This is a genomic window from Blautia sp. RTP21359st1_E11_RTP21359_211015, from assembly GCF_040910705.1.
GTDB lineage: Bacteria > Bacillota > Clostridia > Lachnospirales > Lachnospiraceae > Blautia_A > Blautia_A fusiformis.
The window spans coordinates 1-17,246 of sequence record NZ_JBDGAB010000014.1 but is presented as its reverse complement, the minus strand read 5'-3'; the positions used below and the strand labels follow the sequence as shown (position 1 = coordinate 17,246).

The 17,246-nt window shown below is 45.7% G+C and carries 17 protein-coding genes and 2 tRNA genes; 17 read left to right on the top strand and 2 right to left on the bottom strand.

The annotated features are described in order from the left end of the window. Nucleotides 1-140 precede the first annotated feature (140 nt). The 11 genes from rpsM to AB5026_RS06845 all read left to right on the top strand — a co-directional run bounded on the left by rpsM (nt 141) and on the right by AB5026_RS06845 (nt 9,383). Nucleotides 141-509, top strand: coding sequence for a 30S ribosomal protein S13 (gene rpsM, locus AB5026_RS06895; RefSeq protein ID WP_008707282.1), 369 nt, complete (start codon nt 141-143; stop codon nt 507-509). A gap of 55 nt (nt 510-564) precedes the next feature. Then, complete coding sequence (gene rpsK / locus AB5026_RS06890; protein WP_015526942.1) at nt 565-957, top strand: 30S ribosomal protein S11; 393 nt, start codon at nt 565-567, stop codon at nt 955-957. Nucleotides 958-973: 16 nt separating this feature from the next. Continuing rightward, nucleotides 974-1,567: a 30S ribosomal protein S4 gene (gene rpsD, locus AB5026_RS06885; protein WP_015526943.1), complete on the top strand. Its 594-nt coding sequence runs from the start codon at nt 974-976 to the stop codon at nt 1,565-1,567. 84 nt (nt 1,568-1,651) lie between these two features. Continuing rightward, entirely contained in the window at nt 1,652-2,611 is a 960-nt protein-coding gene (locus AB5026_RS06880; protein ID WP_059085345.1) for a DNA-directed RNA polymerase subunit alpha, read from the top strand. Between the two features lie 91 nt (nt 2,612-2,702). Next, the gene (locus AB5026_RS06875; protein ID WP_021976084.1) at nt 2,703-3,239 is read left to right on the top strand and encodes a bL17 family ribosomal protein; all 537 of its coding nucleotides are present in this window, start codon (nt 2,703-2,705) and stop codon (nt 3,237-3,239) included. A gap of 197 nt (nt 3,240-3,436) precedes the next feature. After that, complete coding sequence (locus tag AB5026_RS06870; protein ID WP_368213014.1) at nt 3,437-4,177, top strand: LytR/AlgR family response regulator transcription factor; 741 nt, start codon at nt 3,437-3,439, stop codon at nt 4,175-4,177. A gap of 379 nt (nt 4,178-4,556) precedes the next feature. Further along, a complete protein-coding gene (locus AB5026_RS06865; RefSeq protein ID WP_242981842.1) occupies nt 4,557-5,261 on the top strand; it encodes a phosphatidylinositol-specific phospholipase C/glycerophosphodiester phosphodiesterase family protein in 705 nt (234 codons plus the stop codon). 30 nt (nt 5,262-5,291) lie between these two features. Then, entirely contained in the window at nt 5,292-6,626 is a 1,335-nt protein-coding gene (locus AB5026_RS06860; protein WP_015526950.1) for a MurT ligase domain-containing protein, read from the top strand. After that, nucleotides 6,623-7,351 carry a type 1 glutamine amidotransferase gene (locus AB5026_RS06855; protein ID WP_015526951.1) on the top strand — a complete coding sequence of 243 codons (729 nt, stop codon included), beginning with the start codon at nt 6,623-6,625 and terminating at the stop codon, nt 7,349-7,351. Before AB5026_RS06860 ends, AB5026_RS06855 begins: the two co-directional genes overlap by 4 nt. A gap of 9 nt (nt 7,352-7,360) precedes the next feature. Further along, a complete protein-coding gene (locus tag AB5026_RS06850) occupies nt 7,361-7,978 on the top strand; it encodes a WYL domain-containing protein (RefSeq protein ID WP_368213011.1) in 618 nt (205 codons plus the stop codon). Nucleotides 7,979-7,991: 13 nt separating this feature from the next. Then, a complete protein-coding gene (locus tag AB5026_RS06845) occupies nt 7,992-9,383 on the top strand; it encodes a sugar-binding protein (protein ID WP_368213009.1) in 1,392 nt (463 codons plus the stop codon). Between the two features lie 89 nt (nt 9,384-9,472). On the opposite strand, the gene AB5026_RS06840 is transcribed toward AB5026_RS06845, so the two are convergent. Continuing rightward, on the bottom strand, nt 9,473-10,045 hold the full coding sequence (locus AB5026_RS06840; protein WP_015526955.1) for a xanthine phosphoribosyltransferase: 573 nt from the start codon (nt 10,043-10,045) through the stop codon (nt 9,473-9,475). A 173-nt stretch (nt 10,046-10,218) separates the two neighbouring features. Here AB5026_RS06840 and AB5026_RS06835 point away from each other — a divergent pair, with 173 nt between their 5' ends. From AB5026_RS06835 to AB5026_RS06825, 3 genes are all read left to right on the top strand, one after another. After that, nucleotides 10,219-10,446 carry a hypothetical protein gene (locus AB5026_RS06835; protein ID WP_022426230.1) on the top strand — a complete coding sequence of 76 codons (228 nt, stop codon included), beginning with the start codon at nt 10,219-10,221 and terminating at the stop codon, nt 10,444-10,446. A 14-nt stretch (nt 10,447-10,460) separates the two neighbouring features. Continuing rightward, nucleotides 10,461-10,829 carry a metal-sensing transcriptional repressor gene (locus AB5026_RS06830; protein WP_015526957.1) on the top strand — a complete coding sequence of 123 codons (369 nt, stop codon included), beginning with the start codon at nt 10,461-10,463 and terminating at the stop codon, nt 10,827-10,829. A gap of 94 nt (nt 10,830-10,923) precedes the next feature. Next, on the top strand, nt 10,924-11,760 hold the full coding sequence (locus tag AB5026_RS06825; protein ID WP_015526958.1) for an Mrp/NBP35 family ATP-binding protein: 837 nt from the start codon (nt 10,924-10,926) through the stop codon (nt 11,758-11,760). Nucleotides 11,761-11,927: 167 nt separating this feature from the next. Here AB5026_RS06825 and AB5026_RS06820 read toward each other — a convergent pair whose 3' ends face one another. Next, nucleotides 11,928-12,806 (bottom strand): LysR family transcriptional regulator, encoded by an 879-nt coding sequence (locus tag AB5026_RS06820; protein WP_021650784.1) that lies wholly within the window; start codon nt 12,804-12,806, stop codon nt 11,928-11,930. Between the two features lie 154 nt (nt 12,807-12,960). On the opposite strand from AB5026_RS06820, the gene AB5026_RS06815 reads away from it, so the two are divergent. The 3 genes from AB5026_RS06815 to AB5026_RS06805 all read left to right on the top strand — a co-directional run bounded on the left by AB5026_RS06815 (nt 12,961) and on the right by AB5026_RS06805 (nt 17,246). Further along, nucleotides 12,961-16,716, top strand: coding sequence for a phosphoribosylformylglycinamidine synthase (locus AB5026_RS06815; protein WP_118608599.1), 3,756 nt, complete (start codon nt 12,961-12,963; stop codon nt 16,714-16,716). A 368-nt stretch (nt 16,717-17,084) separates the two neighbouring features. Next, nucleotides 17,085-17,157, top strand: a tRNA-Val gene (locus AB5026_RS06810). A 16-nt stretch (nt 17,158-17,173) separates the two neighbouring features. After that, nucleotides 17,174-17,246: transfer RNA gene (locus AB5026_RS06805), tRNA-Met, on the top strand.

Below are 17,246 nucleotides of genomic sequence, written 5' to 3'. Positions count from 1 at the left end.
AGCTGGGTGTTTTACCGAGGCACCCCAATTAGGAAACTAGAAAAGAAAGCGGCAGGTCGATATGTCCCATTTCACCTTGCGAGAGCAAGTGACATACGATATGCGGAACTTTCAGAAACAGAAAATGGAGGAAACAGTACATGGCTCGTATAGCTGGTGTAGACTTACCAAGAGAGAAACGTATTGAAATCGGTCTTACCTACATTTATGGAATTGGTAGACCAAGCGCAGACAAAATTCTTGCTAAAGCAGAGGTTAATCCTGACACACGTGTCAGAGATCTGACTGATGACGAGGTTAAGAGACTGAGTGCTGTTATTGATGAGACAATGACAGTAGAAGGTGATCTGAGAAGGGAAATCGCCCTTAACATCAAGAGACTGCAGGAGATTGGATGCTACAGAGGTATCCGTCATCGTAAAGGACTCCCGGTTCGTGGTCAGAAGACTAAGACAAATGCGAGAACTCGCAAGGGACCGAAGAGAACTGTTGCAAACAAGAAGAAATAATTTATAGATATAACTAATTAATTTCAATAAAAGGAAAGTGTAGGTTAGTTTTAAAATGGCAAAAGTTACAAAGAAAACGACAAAACGTCGTGTCAAGAAAAACGTTGAACACGGACAGGCACACATTCAGTCTTCCTTCAACAATACAATCGTCACACTGACAGATAACGAAGGAAACGCTCTTTCATGGGCAAGTGCCGGTGGTCTTGGATTTAAAGGTTCAAGGAAATCTACCCCTTATGCAGCACAGATGGCAGCAGAGACTGCAACAAAGGCTGCTTTAATTCATGGATTAAAAACAGTAGACGTTATGGTAAAAGGCCCGGGCTCAGGCCGTGAAGCTGCAATCCGTGCGCTTCAGGCATGCGGACTTGAAGTAACCAGCATTCGTGACGTAACTCCGGTTCCTCACAACGGATGCCGTCCACCAAAACGCAGAAGAGTCTAATTAGGAGGTAGTTGAAATGGCAGTAAATAGAGTACCTGTTCTGAAAAGATGCAGATCCCTTGGCCTGGATCCGATTTACTTAGGAATTGATAAGAAGTCCACAAGACAGTTAAAACGTGCAAACCGCAAGGTGTCTGAGTATGGTCTTCAGTTAAAAGAGAAACAGAAAGCAAAATTTATCTACGGAGTTCTTGAGAAACCTTTCCGTAACTACTACAAGAAAGCCGACAGAATGCAGGGCCAGACAGGTGAGAACCTTATGGTTATGCTTGAGAGCAGACTTGACAACATCGTTTTCCGTATGGGATTTGCCAGAACAAGAAGAGAGGCTCGTCAGATCGTAGATCACAAGCACGTACTTGTTAACGGAAAATGTGTAAACATTCCGTCCTACCTGTGCAAAGCAGGAGACACAATTGAGATCAGAGAGAAGAGCAAAGGCTCTGAGAGATATAAAGGAATCCTTGAGATCACTGGCGGAAGACTTGTTCCGGAGTGGATCGACGTTGATCAGGAGAACCTGAAGGGTGTAGTTAAAGAGCTTCCTACAAGAGAGCAGATCGATGTTCCTGTAAACGAGATGCTTATCGTCGAGCTGTATTCTAAATAATTAGTAACTGTTTACTGTGTCTACAGTTATAAAAATTGGTAATACCCTCGAATGTTGATTAACCCAGAAGGAGGGAACCTTATAGTGTTTGATTTCAATAAACCAAAAATCGAAATTACCGAAATATCCGAAGATAAGAAGTTTGGAAGATTCGTTGTAGAGCCTCTGGAAAGAGGTTATGGTACTACCCTTGGCAATTCTTTAAGAAGAATTATGCTGTCCTCCCTTCCGGGAGCTGCAGTAAGCCAGGTGAAGATCGATGGTGTACTTCATGAATTCAGCTCCATTCCGGGCGTGAAGGAAGATGTGACCGAAATCATCATGAATCTGAAATCTCTTGCCATTAAGAATCACAGCAGTGATAATGAGCCGAAGACCGCATACATTGAGTGTGAGGGCAAAGGTGTTGTTACAGCAGCTGATATCCAGGCAGATCAGGATATTGAGATCATGAACCCGGATCAGGTGATTGCAACCCTGAACGGTGGAAAAGACTGCAGACTGGCCATGGAGCTTACCATTACCAAGGGTCGTGGCTATATCAGTGCAGACAAAGGCAAAACCGATGACATGCCGATCGGTATGATCGCAGTGGATGCGATCTACACACCGGTAGACAGAGTCAACATGATCGTAGAGAATACACGAGTTGGTCAGGTAACTGACTTCGACAAGCTTACACTGGATGTATATACCAATGGAACACTTGATCCGGATGAGGCAGTCAGCCTTGCAGCGAAGGTTCTCAGCGAGCATTTAAACCTGTTCATTGATCTTTCCGAGAATGCTAAGACCGCAGAGGTTATGATCGAGAAAGAAGACAATGAGAAGGAAAAGGTTCTGGAGATGAGCATTGATGAGCTTGAGCTCTCTGTTCGTTCCTACAACTGCCTTAAGAGAGCCGGTATCAATACGGTTGAAGAATTATGCAACAAGACTTCTGACGATATGATGAAGGTTCGTAATCTGGGCCGCAAATCCTTAGAGGAAGTACTTGCAAAACTCAAAGAGCTGGGACTTCAGCTCCAGCCTACAGAGGAATAATCCGGAAACAGAGTAATGAGTGGGGTGTCAGCAGCAGGGCAGTAAGACCGAACAAGCATGTCCTGGTGTCCCACAGATGGAGGATAATAAAATGGCAAAATATAGAAAATTAAGCAGAACATCTAACCAGAGAAAAGCACTTCTCAGAAATCAGGTTACAAATCTTCTTCATCACGGAAAGATTGTGACAACAGAAGCTAAGGCTAAAGAGATCCGTAAGATCGCTGAGGGACTTATCGCTATGGCTGTACGTGAGAAAGACAATTTCGAGACAGTTACAGTAACAGCTAAGGTTGCTCGTAAAGATGCTGACGGAAAACGTGTAAAAGAAGTCGTAGACGGCAAAAAGAAAACAGTTTACGATGAAGTTCAGAAAGAGATCAAGAAAGATGCTCCTTCCAGACTTCATGCACGTCGTGAGATGATGAAAGTTTTCTATCCTGTAACAGAGGTTCCTGCTAAGGGCGCTGGCAGAAAGAAAAATACAAAAGAAGTTGACATGGTTGACAAGATGTTCAGCGAGATCGCTCCGAAATACGCAGATCGTAACGGTGGTTACACAAGAATCGTTAAGATCGGACAGCGTAAAGGCGATGCAGCAATGGAAGTTCTTATCGAGCTTGTATAATTTACTTCTGACCGATTTAAAGGACATTTGCAGAAATGCAGATGTCCTTTTTTATATTCCAAAAAACTCGAAAAAATGCATAAATGGTGGGTTTTCGACCATAAATTACATTAAGATATCATAATTTGAATAACAAATCATGGTATAATATATAGAACAAAAAGTAACAATGATGGAGTAAAAGGGGATACATAAATATGATGATGATGACCATTGCCATTTGTGATGATATGCAGGCGGATGCGAGAAGACTTCACAAACAGCTTGAGCGGATCGTTCCAGTGTCAGAAATTCGGATATTTAAAAGCGGCGAGCTTTTATTGGAAGAATTGGAAAAGAAAAGGAAACCTTATGATGCAATCTTTGTGAACATTGATTCAAAGAAAGTAGACGGACTGGAAACAATACGGAAGATACGTGAAAAAGAAATGTCAGTGGCAGTGCTTTTTATGAGTAGAAGCGATGAATATTATAGAAATGCTTTTGACCTGTTTACATATAACTATTTACTGAAACCTGTGACCGAAGAAACTTTGGAATATGTAATGGAACCACTGAAGAAGCGACTTAGCGACGGGAATGATGAGCGGGTGATCCATTTTCAGTATCGTGCCCGTGTGTATACTTTACGCTACAGTCAGGTTAGCTATATTACCAGCAGTCTCCATATCGTGAATTTCCATAGGACAGACGGAAGTATACTCCAGTGCAGAGGTAAGCTGAAAGACTTCGAAAAACAGCTTGACGACGGTACATTTTTGCGGTGTCATCAGAGCTTTATAGTAAATATGGAACGGGTCACAGGAGCTGAAAATGACAGCTTCCATATCGGAGAGCATGTAATACCGATCTCCCGATCCTATAATCGGAATGCACACGAGAAATATGATGAATATCTGAGGCTTCAGCAGGAATATGACGAGGAAGAAGAGGATTAACTTGATTATTATCCTTTTTTAGCGTACAATCGGTAATGTATGAAATACGACTACACGTATGCGAAAGGATGATAAACATGGTCGGTGGGACTTTTGGTATTACCGGACAGAAACAATATAGGAATGATTTGGGACAGGTTCCCGGATATGATAAATTTGCAGAAGATAAAAAGGAAAGCAGCGAGGAAATGTTTTCCTTTACGTCTTGTGCATTTTTTTGTTGCCTGAGATGATGCGACGTTTTATACTGACATTGGAAATACTGTTTGTATCACTTTTTCTTCTGGGAGGTAGTTTCCCGGAAACAGAAACTGCCCGGAATACATCAGGAGGATTTAGCTGGAAGGACTACAGGACCGTTGCACATGCTCTGGGAGGTATGGACGGAAAGGATTACCTGAATTCCAGAGAGGGATTTCTGTTCATGTATGAACAGGGAGTTCGTCTTTTTGAATTGGATCTTTCCAGGACATCCGATGGAGTATGGGTCTGCAGGCATAACTGGAACGATCCCATGGGACAGTGGGATGGCAACGGAAAAAAAGTCCTTACAGAAAAGGAATTCAGACAAAGTAAAATATATGGGAAATACACCCCCATGACACTGGAGGATTTTTTCCTTCTTCTGAAAGATTATCCGGATGCATATGTGCTGATCGATTCCAAACAGTATTCTCTTCGCAATTATCAGAGAACACTGGAGGATTACAGTGATTATGTGGAAATCGCCAGGAATGCAGGTGCCGGTGAGACGCTGGATCGGATCATTCCGGAAATCTACAATGAAGCAATGTTTCCCGGAACGGCCATGCTCTATTCTTTTCCTTCCTATGTATATTCACTGTGGCAGGAGTATTCTGTGGAAGAGCTGGAGTATATTGCATCCTTCTGTAAAGAAAAGGGAATTCCGGCAGCAACAGTATACTGGGAGTATTGGTCAGAAGAAACGGAGAAGATCTTTGAAAAAAACGGGATCAGTCTGTATGTTTATACGGTTAATGACCGTGACCAGGCCAGAAGATACATTTCGCAGGGAGCAGAAGGAATCTGTACCGATTTCCTGACAGCGGAAGATCTGTGGTAAGAGAAATAAAAACAAAGGAATCAGAAGATTATGAAAATAAGAACAACCATTGCTGTGATGGCAGCAAAGATCACAGGACATGTCTGTAAGCTTATGGGCCGGCAGGGTGTGACCTGGGCCGGTAAGGTCGCGATGAAGATCTGTCCGGATATTCTGGAAGAGCTTTCTTCTCAGGTAAGAGAAAAAATATTTGTAGTATGCGGAACAAACGGAAAGACCACAACCAATAACATGCTGTGCGCAGGCCTTGAGGCAGAGGGAAAAAAGGTCATCTGCAATCATACCGGTTCCAACATGCTCAACGGAGTTGTGGCAGCCTTTGTATTGGGGGCAAAATTCAGCGGAAAACTGGATGCGGATTATGCCTGTATCGAGGTGGATGAGGCATCCACAAGACATGTGTTCACAAGGATCAGACCGGATTATATGGTTATGACCAATCTGTTCCGTGATCAGCTGGACCGTTATGGCGAGATCGATATCACTATGAACATCCTGGAAGAAATGATGAAAAAGGTTCCGGATATGAAGGTCATTGTCAATGGTGATGATGCACTGTCTGCATATCTTGCCATGGACTGCGGAAATCCTTTTGTAACCTACGGGATCAGCAAACCGGTGATCGAGAACAAAACAAACGAGATCCGTGAGGGCCGGTTCTGTAAGTGCTGTGGAGAAAGGCTGATCTACAGCTTCTATCATTACAGTCAGCTGGGAGACTACAGATGTCCGAAATGCGGCTTTAAACGTCCGGAGATCGACTTTGATGCCACAGATGTAAAGGTGGATGATCAGATTGCCTTTACAGTGGAGGATAAACGGATCGTGGCCAATTATAAGGGATTCTATAATGTGTATAATATTCTGGCTGCCTATGCGGGAATTCGTACCGCAGGCTTTAAGGCGGAGCATTTTAATGAGATGCTCCGGAAGTTTAATCCGGAGAACGGACGCAATGAACAGTTTCGGATCAAGGGCACCAGTGTTGTTCTGAATCTTGCCAAGAATCCGGCCGGTTTTAACCAGAACATTTCAGCTGTGATGCAGGACGGATCACCAAAGGATATCATCATTGTGATCAATGATAATGCACAGGATGGAAAAGATATCTCCTGGCTCTGGGATGTGGATTTTGATCTTTTCGGAGGGGACAATATCAATTCCATCACAGTCAGTGGTATCCGGTGTCAGGATATGCGCCTCCGTCTGAAATATGTGGATATCCCGTCCATGCTGGAAAATGATGTGGAGACAGCCATCCGCAAACGAATCGGGGATGGATGCGGCAATCTTTATGTACTTGTAAATTATACGGCGCTGTTTGGCACCAGAAATATCCTGAAGAAACTGGAGGGTGAGAAATGAAGATAACGATAGGGCATTTATATCCGGATCTTCTGAACCTTTACGGTGACAGAGGAAATATCCAGTGTCTGATGAAGCGCTGTCTCTGGAGAGGAATCGAGGCAGAAACCATAGCTTATGAACTGGATGACAGAATTGATTTTTCCAAACTGGATATCGTACTTCTTGGCGGTGGCTCCGACAGAGAACAGATGCTGGTATGTGAAAAGCTGAAGGAAATCCAGAAGGATTTCAAGGCGTATGTGGAAGACAATGGAGTCGTGATCGCAATCTGTGGAGGGTATCAGCTCCTTGGAAATTATTATAAGACGGATCAGGGAATGATCGAGGGTCTGAAGCTTGTAGATATGAGCACTGAGCAGGGAAAAGGCCGCCTTATTGGAAACATTGTGATGCAGAGCGATCTTTTTGATATGCCCATCGTAGGTTTTGAAAATCATGGAGGGCGTACCACCATCGGAAACAACAGATCCCTGGGAAAGGTTCTGTCAGGATACGGAAATGACGGACAATCCGGTGAGGAAGGGGTTGTATACAAAAATGTGATCGGTACGTATCTTCACGGACCGCTTCTTCCCAAGAACCCGCAGCTTGCAGATCTTCTGATCAGCCGTGCACTGGAAAAGAAATACGGTAAAAAGATCGAACTTGAGAAACTGGACGACAGCGAGGAACAGGAGGCAAACTCCTATATTTTCCATCGCTTTGTAAAAAACGAAGGATAAGAGGGCAGTATGGCAAAATCAAACAATCAGAAGGCGAAGATCCTGTACCTTGAAAAAATGCTGCGGGAAACAGGGGAGCATCGGGTAATATCTATGCAGAAGATCCTTGAGAATCTTGAGAAACAGGGAATCCGTGCAGAGCGAAAGAGCATTTATGATGATGTGGAGGTATTACGTTCTTTTGGAATGGATATCCGTTATACAAGAGAACGGCCGGGTGGGTATTATCTTGCCGGTGAGAGTGCCGGAGAGGAACCGCCGTCTGAAGAACCCGGGCTGACTGCGGAAGCTAAGGAGATTCATGAAACTAAAGATATTCATGAGACCTCTGTGACAGGGTACCGGAAGCTTCTTGAGGCTTCAGCCGGAACCATAAAAAAAGAAATAAAACTTCTATGTACCGGAGCTGTACAGGCGGAGGTGCGTGACTTTTTCGGCACAGATGCAGAATATAAGATGAAAGATAGCGGAGATCTGACGGTAACTGCAGAGTTTCCGGAAAATGGAAAATTCTACGGCTGGCTGACCGGGATGGGCGGCAGTGTACGTATCCTGAAACCCAAGAAATCTGCAGCCGCCTACAGAGACTATCTGAAATCACTGGCAAAGGACTATAAAGGCTTATAGGAGAGATTTGATCATGAAGAAAAAAACAGCAATCCTGCTTGTGGGAGCTTTTGTCTTTACAGCAGCCTTTTCCGGCTGTGGAAAAAACAAAGAGGCGACAGAGGCAGCCAATGAAAGTGTGGAGTCTGAAGACCCGGAAGGAAAAGCCAAAAACAGCAATGATGCAGAGGAAGAAGAAAAAGAAGAAGCAAAAGAAACTGCGGCAGCAGATAAGAAAGTAGGTGTGTTTCTGCCTTCATCAGCAGATGATCCCCGTTGGTCTGCTGATGGAGAAACTCTTCAGAATACACTGGAAGATGATGGATATGATGCAGAGCTATTTTGGGCAGATGAAGACAGTGATACGCAGGTATCACAGATCCAGTCCATTCTGGACGATGAAGAGCTTTCTGCACTTGTCATCGCACCTTCAGATGCTTACAGCCTGAACGATGTGCTGGAGCAGGTGTATGAGAAATCTATCCCTGTGATTTCTTACGATCAGCTGATCATGGATACAGATAAGGTCAACTATTATGTTACCTTTAATACAAGAAAAGCCGGAAAAATGGTGGGAGATTCCATCATAAAAAAAATGGATCTGGAGAAAGCCCGGGAAGAAAAGAAAACTCTGACCATTGAGTTCCTTATGGGCTCTCCGGATGATCGTGACGCACTGTTCTTTTATAATGGCGTGCTGGAGAAGCTTCAGGAATATTTCGACGACGGAACACTGGTATGTACTTCAGGAAAGCTGACCTTTGATGATACTGCAGTGATGCGTTCCGGAAGAAATACCGCAAAGAATGATATGGCGGAGATCCTTTCTCAGAATTATACAGAGGGTGCGCCGGATATTATCTGCACAGGTGCTGACGACCTTGCACTTGGGGCTGTGGATGCCCTGGAGGATGCAGGACATGTGTCTGGAGAGGATGGCTGGCCTATGATCACAGGAGGCGGCTGTGAGGCAGAAGCAGTGACCGCTGTGATCCAGGGAAAGATTGAGGATGATCTGCTGTTTGATAACCGTGTACTGGCAAATGACTGTGTGACGATGGTGGATGCTCTTCTGAAAGGGGAGAAGCCGGAGATCTCCGATTATGAGCAGTATGACAACGGGACCAAGATCGTGGGAACTGTGACCAGTGATATCCAGCTGATCGATGCAGAGAATTATCAGATGCTAGTGGATGACGGATATTATGAAGAAAAAGAGATCATGCCGGAGGCAACTGCCACACCAACGCCGACAGTGACATCGGAAGCTACGGTGACGGAAGAACCGGATATAGATGAAAATGCAACGGAAGCTGCATCGGCTTCATCGGAAAAGGAAGAAACGGAAATTTCCGGAACACCGACACCGGAGGAAACAGTAACTCCGACACCTTCAAAGAAAGCGGAAAAGGGTGCAGATGCATAGATCAGAAATGATATCATGATCTGGCTGTGATAAAAATACTCCCGGAAACAATGTATATAAGTTTCCAGGAGTATTTTTTATGATAAATCTTATTCACGGAAAGTAAGTTTGCCATCAGCAATGGAATCAATGATAGCAAGGGATTCCAGATGGATACCCATGTCACGGATGGTCTGTCCGCCGGACTGGAAGCCTTTTTCGATAACGATTCCGGCTCCTTCAAGAGTTGCGCCGGATTTCTTAACGATGTCGATCAGACCGAGAAGTGCACAGCCATTGGCAAGAAAATCATCGATCAGGAGTACGTGATCTTCCGGTCCGAGAAATTTCTTGGAAAGGATCACATCGTAAACTTTCTTGTGGGTGAAAGACTCTACCTTGGTGGTGTACATCTCGCCGTCAAGGTTCACACTCTGTGCTTTCTTGGCAAATACAACCGGTACATGGAAATACTGTGCCGCAATACAGGCAATACCGATACCGGAAGCCTCGATGGTAAGGATCTTGGTGATTGGACAGTGGTCAAAACGTTTCTTGAATTCTTTGCCGACCTCGTTGATCAGGTCAATATCCATCTGATGATTCAGGAAGCTGTCCACTTTTAAAATATTTCCTTCTTTTACTACGCCGTCTGTCAGAATTCTGTCTTTTAAAAGCTGCATGAAATTTATCTCCTTTGATTTATCACATTAATATATGTTTACTGCCCACGGACAGAGCAGTAATATTTTTAATATGTATCATACGACAATATTTGCGTGAGTGCAATTATTTTTGACAAAAAAACATAAAATTATTATAATGGATAGGATGACTAAGAAAGGAACAGGCACAGATGAAAGAGTACGAAGTAATCTGGGAAATTTTTAACAAATGTCCGAGAAATCAGATGCGTGATGTATTTGTGGAAGAAGTGGAGATTGCAGATCCGGAAGCGTATGTGAAACAGAAATTTCAGGGGAAGGATGTCTCCTACGAGAAGACAGTAATGGAAGACGGAACCATCATTTTTGACATTCAGACATCTATGATCCGGCAGCGCTGTTCTTTCACGGAGATCTGAAGGAGGAAATACACATGAAAGAAACACATGTGCACGTTCTCGAGGATGGAACCGTTCTTGAACATACCCACGGGGAACAGGAACATGTGCATACTCACGATGGCACACATCCTCATCATCACAGCCACGCACAGACCAAGGCCGTACTCAACAGACTTTCCAGGGCCATCGGGCATATGGAATCCATTAAGCGTATGGTGGAGGAAGGACGTGACTGCAGCGAAGTGCTGATCCAGCTGTCAGCCGTAAAATCTGCGATCAATAATACAGGCAAGATCATCCTGCAGGATCATATAGAACACTGCATCGTGGATGCAGTGGAGCATGGAGACAGGGATGCTATCAAGGAACTGGAAAAAGCGATCGACAGATTTATGAAGTAAGGTAAGGAGTTCATGAGAGATCGTGAATGAGAAAAATACACGGACAGAGAGCCAGTTCTGTCTGTGTAAATACAAAGAATGAGAGGAATCTATTATGGCAAAAGAGTGTAGCAATACATCCTGCAACAAATCAAGCTGTGAAGGCTGCGGACAGAAACAGCCCCAGAGCCTCATGGCAGAACCAAATGTTTTTTCTGACGTAAAACATGTGATCGGAGTTGTCAGCGGAAAGGGAGGCGTGGGTAAATCCTTCGTAACAGGCTCCTTGGCAAACCTGATGGCTTCCAAGGGATATAAAGTGGGCATTATGGATGCTGATATCACCGGTCCGTCCATCCCGAAGATGTATGGCATCAAGGGCAATGCACAGGGCAGTGACAATGGGATATATCCGATGCCAACTGCAAACGGAATCGAGGTTATGTCTGTAAACCTTCTTCTCCCGGATGAGGAGACACCGGTGATCTGGAGAGGTCCGGTCCTTGCAAATATGGTAAAACAGTTCTGGAGTGATGTGATCTGGGGTGAATTGGATTATCTTTTTGTAGATATGCCGCCAGGAACCGGAGATGTTCCGCTGACAGTATTCCAGTCCCTGCCGATCGAGGGTGTCGTGATCGTTACTTCTCCGCAGGATCTGGTCCGCATGATCGTCAAGAAGGCCTATAACATGGCTGATATGATGAAGGTTCCGGTCCTTGGAATCGTGGAGAACTATAGCTATGTGAAATGTCCGGACTGCGGAAAAGAGATCAAGGTCTTTGGCGAGAGCCATATCGATGAGATCGCTGCAGAACTGAAGGTTCCGGTCCTGGGCAAGATGCCGATTGACGTGAAGCTTGCAGAGCTTGCAGACAGCGGTCTGTTCAGTAAGATCGAGAATGAGTATATCACTGCGGCAGCAGACGTGATGCCGAAGGCTGAAGCGTAAGTAATAAGAATAATATCTGACCGATATCAATAACAGAAAAGACCACCGGAATTGAGTACATAAGGATCGTAATAACCTTATGGCAGATTCCGGTGGCTTTTTTACTGAATCAGGGAAGTATCCTGCTTCGATCGCGAAAAGCAGTAAGCGGCAGGAACTTGATCGTATCAGATCTGGGAAAAATATTTAAGAAAGCACTGGGCAGCCTGGGAAAGCTGCAGTGCTTCATGATGAGCGATCACGGCACTTCTTGCGGGCAGAGGTGTTTTCAGATGGACAGGTTCCAGACCCGGACGGTTGCGGAGCATATAATCCGGGATACAGGCAATACCAAGTCCGATCTCTGCAAGATCGATCAGCAGATCGTTGCTGTTCAGTTCAACCTCCGGCAGCAGCTTCAGTCCCTGGGCTGCAAACACCTGATGAAGATATTCGCTGGTGGTACTCTTTGGAGCGAGCATCAGGATGGGATAATCCAGAAGATTTTCCATGGAAAGAGGCGATTTGCCCATGGTGAAATAGTCCGGATTTGCCACGAAGATATCCCGGAATTCCAGCACAGTCTGAAGCTTGGTGTGGGCTGAAAGCCGGGAATTCGGGTAGTTGGTGACGATCAGCTCAGCCTGGCCGTTTTCCAGAAGCTCCGCACATCCGATGGAGGTACTGTTGATGATCTTGATCCGTACCTCCGGATGATCCTTGTGGAAACGGCGGAGATAGGGGATGAGAAAATAGCGGCACAGAGTATCGCTGGCACCGATCCGCAGCTGACCGGTAAGATTTCCTTCTCCGGAAAGGACAGCCTCTCCCTCGTTTAGCATGGAAAGGGCCGGCTTTACATGCTGGAGAAGAAGCTCTCCCTCCGGAGTCAGGATGACCCGTTTGGTGCTGCGCACAAACAGAGTATGGCCCAGCTTTTTTTCAAGGTTTTTGACGGCCTGGCTTACTGCAGACTGTGAGATAAAAAGCTGTCTGGAAGCCTCCGAAAAGCTCAGCGTCGTGGCCACGTAATAAAACACTTTGTAAAGTTCAAGATTGATATCCATATGTGAAAAATCCTCCGCTTATAAATGATATAAGATATATTAATTTTACTAATGATATTTCCTATGATACTATATTTTCAGCAGAAAAGAAAGACTGAAATGCTTTCTGCACGTTTACCATCCTTATTATCGGATATAGAGAAAGGAGCCTTCTATGAGCAACGTAAGACGTGTGTATGTAGAAAAGAAACCTGCCTTTGCAGTAAAAGCAAAGGAACTGAAACATGAGATCAAACATTATCTTGGTATCAGCACTGTGACAGCAGTCCGTGAGCTGATCCGTTATGACGTGGAGAATATCTCCGATGAAGTATTTGAGAAAGCCTGCAAGACCGTATTTGCAGAGCCGCCGGTAGATGATCTGTATCTTGAAAAATTTGATGTGGCAGAGGGCGCACGTGTATTTTCCGTAGAATTCCTTCCTGGACAGTTTGACCAGAGAGCCGATTCTGCAGTGCAGTGTGTACAGTTCCTGGATGAGAATGCAGCACCGATCATCCGTTCAGCAACTACTTATGTAATCGAAGGAAACGTTACAGATGCAGAGTTTGAGGCAATCAAACATCACTGCATCAACCCTGTGGATTCCCGTGAGACAGGTCTTGAGAAGCCGGAAACACTGGTAACAGTATTCCCGGATCCTGAGGATGTGAAGATTTTTGACGGATTCAAGGATATGGCTGAGGCTGATCTGAAGGAGCTGTACGCTTCTCTGAACCTCGCCATGACATTTAAGGACTTCCAGCATATCCAGAATTATTTCAGAAATGAAGAGAAACGCGATCCTTCCATGACAGAGATCCGTGTTCTGGATACCTATTGGTCTGATCATTGCCGTCATACTACTTTCTCCACAGAGCTTACCAGCGTGAAGTTTGACGAAGGTGATTATAAGACTCCTATTGAAAAAACATACAAAGAATATCTGGATGCCCATAAGGATATGTACAAGGGCCGTGATGATAAGTTTGTCTGCCTGATGGATCTTGCACTTATGGCAATGAAGAAACTGAAAGCAGAAGGCAAGCTTGCAGACCAGGAAGAGTCTGATGAGATCAATGCCTGCAGTATCGTGGTACCGGTGGACGTGGACGGGAAAGAAGAAGAGTGGCTGATCAACTTCAAGAACGAGACACACAACCATCCGACGGAGATCGAGCCTTTTGGTGGTGCGGCAACCTGCCTTGGCGGAGCCATCCGTGATCCGCTTTCCGGACGTACCTATGTATACCAGGCAATGCGTGTGACAGGTGCAGCAGATCCTACCGTATCCGTAAAGGAAACTCTGAAGGGTAAACTTCCGCAGAAGAAGCTTGTCCGCAGCGCAGCCCACGGCTACAGCTCCTACGGAAACCAGATCGGTCTTGCAACCGGTGCTGTAAAAGAAATCTATCATCCGGACTACGTTGCAAAACGTATGGAGATCGGTGCGGTTATGGGTGCGGCTCCGAGACGTGCGGTTATCCGTGAAAATTCCGACCCTGGAGATATCATCATCCTTCTTGGCGGACGTACCGGCCGTGACGGTATCGGCGGTGCAACCGGTTCCTCCAAGGTCCACACAGAGGCTTCCATCGAGGTCTGCGGCGCTGAGGTGCAGAAAGGTAACGCGCCTACCGAGCGTAAGATCCAGAGAATGTTCCGCAGAGAGGAAGTCAGCCATATCATCAAGAAATGTAACGACTTTGGCGCAGGCGGTGTTTCCGTTGCCATCGGCGAGCTGGCACCGGGACTTCAGATCGACCTCGACAAGGTTCCGAAAAAATACGCAGGTCTTGACGGCACTGAGATCGCTATCTCTGAGTCTCAGGAGCGTATGGCTGTTGTAGTTGACCCGAAAGATGTGGATACTTTCCTGAAATTTGCAAATGAAGAGAATCTCGAGGCAATTCCGGTTGCAGTTGTAACGGAGGAGCCACGCCTTGTCCTTAACTGGAGAGGAAAAGAGATCGTAAATATCTCCCGTGCATTCCTGGATACCAACGGTGCACATCAGGAGACCTCCGTTGAGGTTGAGATCCCGTCAAAGGACGGAAATCTTTTCGAGGAACGTCCGGATGTAACAGATGTAAAGAAAAAATGGATGGATACTCTTGCTGACCTGAATGTATGCTCACAGAAGGGTCTTGTGGAGATGTTTGACGGCTCCATCGGCGCAGGCAGTGTATTTATGCCTCACGGTGGTAAATATCAGCTGACAGAGACACAGTCCATGGTTGCAAAGGTTCCGGTACAGAACGGAAAAACAGAGACTGTTACCATGATGAGCTACGGCTTTGATCCATACCTTTCCTCATGGAGTCCGTATCATGGAGCTGCCTACGCAGTAACCGAGTCCGTTGCCAAGATCGTTGCAACCGGTGGTGACTATAAGAAGATCCGTTTCACCTTCCAGGAATACTTCCGTCGTATGACAGAAGATCCTAAGAGATGGAGCCAGCCGTTCTCCGCACTGCTTGGCGCTTATGCGGCACAGATCGGATTCGGCCTTCCTTCCATCGGCGGTAAGGACAGTATGTCCGGAACCTTCAATGATATTGATGTTCCTCCGACACTGGTGTCCTTCGCAGTGGATGTTGCAAAGGTAAAAGATGTGATCACACCGGAGCTCAAAAAAGCAGGAAGCAAGCTGGTATGGCTCCGTGCACCGAAGGATTCCTATGATCTTCCGGATTACCCGGCTCTTATGGAGCAGTATGATAAATTACACCAGGATATCCAGGCAGGCCGTGTGATCTCCGCATATGCACTTGACCGTCATGGAATCGCTGCTGCAGTCAGCAAGATGGCCTTTGGTAACGGCATGGGTGTAAAGATCGAGCATAACCTTGATCCAAGAGATTTCTTTGCTCCGGCATTCGGCGATATCATCTGTGAGGTTCCGGATGGAAAAGTCGGTGAGCTTGCCATTACCTATACTGTGATCGGTGAGGTTACGGATAATGCGAAGTTCACCTACGGTGATACAGAGATCACTCTGAAAGAGGCGCTTTCCACATGGGAAGGAACTCTGGAGAATGTATTTAAAACAGCAGCAGGAACCGAGGACGTCAAGGCAGATGACGGTTCCCTTTACAAAGCAGACAGCATCTATGTATGCAAACATAAGGTTGCAAAACCGCGTGTATTTATTCCGGTATTCCCTGGAACAAACTGCGAGTATGACAGCACCCGTGCATTTGAGAGAGCAGGCGCTGAGGTAGACGTAAAGGTATTCAAGAACCTTACAGCAGAAGATATCCATGATTCTGTAGAGCTCTTTGAGAAAGCCATCGATCAGGCACAGATGATCATGTTCCCGGGCGGCTTCTCAGCCGGAGATGAGCCGGATGGATCCGCGAAATTCTTTGCTACCGCGTTCCAGAACGAGAAGATCAAGGAGGCAGTTATGAAGCTCCTCAATGAGCGTGACGGTCTTGCTCTTGGTATCTGCAACGGATTCCAGGCACTGATCAAACTGGGACTGGTACCGTACGGTGAGATCTGCGGACAGAAAGAGGATTCTCCGACACTGACCTACAACACCATCGGACGCCACGTATCCAAGATGGTTTACACCAAGGTTGTCAGCAACAAGTCTCCATGGCTTCAGAAAGCACAGCTTGGCGGTGTATACTGTAATCCGGCTTCTCATGGTGAGGGACGTTTTGTCGCAAACGATGAGTGGCTGAAGAAACTCAAGGAAAACGGACAGATCGCAACAGAGTATGTACCGGTAGATGAGACAGGATATGAGGGTGAGTTTAACGTAAACGGCTCTTATATGAACATCGAGGGTATCACAAGCCCGGATGGACGTGTTCTCGGAAAGATGGCACACAGTGAGCGTCGTGATGCAGGCGTTGCTGTCAATATCTACGGAGAGCAGGATATCAAGATTTTTGAATCTGGTGTTGAGTACTTCAGATAATACCAGGGGGAAAAGGTCAAAAAGTCGTTCGTGCTTGCACGATAAGACTTTTGAACTTGGACCCCGCCAAACATGAGGAAGTAGCAATTTACGTAGTAAATTAGCGGATTCCGAATGTTTGAGGATTGCGTGAGCTGCGTGCAGCGGAGCAATCCGGGAGTATCAAGTTATGGGCAATACTTTGCCCATAACATCCTTACAGTGGCAGGGGATTTCAGACCTCCCTGCCACTGTAAAAATACAAAAAAGCATATATTTTTTAAAAAATTAAAAAAAGTGAAAAAAACTGTTGACACAAGTCACAAACCATTATATAATAGCAAAGCGAGTTGCGGAACGGAAGAGTTCCTAAGACGAACAACTGTTATGGGATCTTAGCTCAGCTGGGAGAGCATCTGCCTTACAAGCAGAGGGTCATAGGTTCGAGCCCTATAGGTCCCATGTTACAAAAAGATATGGCGAGATAGCTCAGTTGGCTAGAGCACACGGTTCATACCCGTGGTGTCGAGGGTTCGAATCCCCCTCTCGCT

Coding starts and splice junctions, on each gene's coding strand:
- rpsM (WP_008707282.1), top strand. CDS start 141: ATGGCTCGTATAGCTGGTGTAGACTTACCAAGAGAGAAACGTATTGAA.
- rpsK (WP_015526942.1), top strand. CDS start 565: ATGGCAAAAGTTACAAAGAAAACGACAAAACGTCGTGTCAAGAAAAAC.
- rpsD (WP_015526943.1), top strand. CDS start 974: ATGGCAGTAAATAGAGTACCTGTTCTGAAAAGATGCAGATCCCTTGGC.
- AB5026_RS06875 (WP_021976084.1), top strand. CDS start 2,703: ATGGCAAAATATAGAAAATTAAGCAGAACATCTAACCAGAGAAAAGCA.
- AB5026_RS06870 (WP_368213014.1), top strand. CDS start 3,437: ATGATGATGATGACCATTGCCATTTGTGATGATATGCAGGCGGATGCG.
- AB5026_RS06865 (WP_242981842.1), top strand. CDS start 4,557: ATGGACGGAAAGGATTACCTGAATTCCAGAGAGGGATTTCTGTTCATG.
- AB5026_RS06860 (WP_015526950.1), top strand. CDS start 5,292: ATGAAAATAAGAACAACCATTGCTGTGATGGCAGCAAAGATCACAGGA.
- AB5026_RS06855 (WP_015526951.1), top strand. CDS start 6,623: ATGAAGATAACGATAGGGCATTTATATCCGGATCTTCTGAACCTTTAC.
- AB5026_RS06850 (WP_368213011.1), top strand. CDS start 7,361: ATGGCAAAATCAAACAATCAGAAGGCGAAGATCCTGTACCTTGAAAAA.
- AB5026_RS06845 (WP_368213009.1), top strand. CDS start 7,992: ATGAAGAAAAAAACAGCAATCCTGCTTGTGGGAGCTTTTGTCTTTACA.
- AB5026_RS06840 (WP_015526955.1), bottom strand. CDS start 10,045: ATGCAGCTTTTAAAAGACAGAATTCTGACAGACGGCGTAGTAAAAGAA.
- AB5026_RS06835 (WP_022426230.1), top strand. CDS start 10,219: ATGAAAGAGTACGAAGTAATCTGGGAAATTTTTAACAAATGTCCGAGA.
- AB5026_RS06830 (WP_015526957.1), top strand. CDS start 10,461: ATGAAAGAAACACATGTGCACGTTCTCGAGGATGGAACCGTTCTTGAA.
- AB5026_RS06825 (WP_015526958.1), top strand. CDS start 10,924: ATGGCAAAAGAGTGTAGCAATACATCCTGCAACAAATCAAGCTGTGAA.
- AB5026_RS06820 (WP_021650784.1), bottom strand. CDS start 12,806: ATGGATATCAATCTTGAACTTTACAAAGTGTTTTATTACGTGGCCACG.
- AB5026_RS06815 (WP_118608599.1), top strand. CDS start 12,961: ATGAGCAACGTAAGACGTGTGTATGTAGAAAAGAAACCTGCCTTTGCA.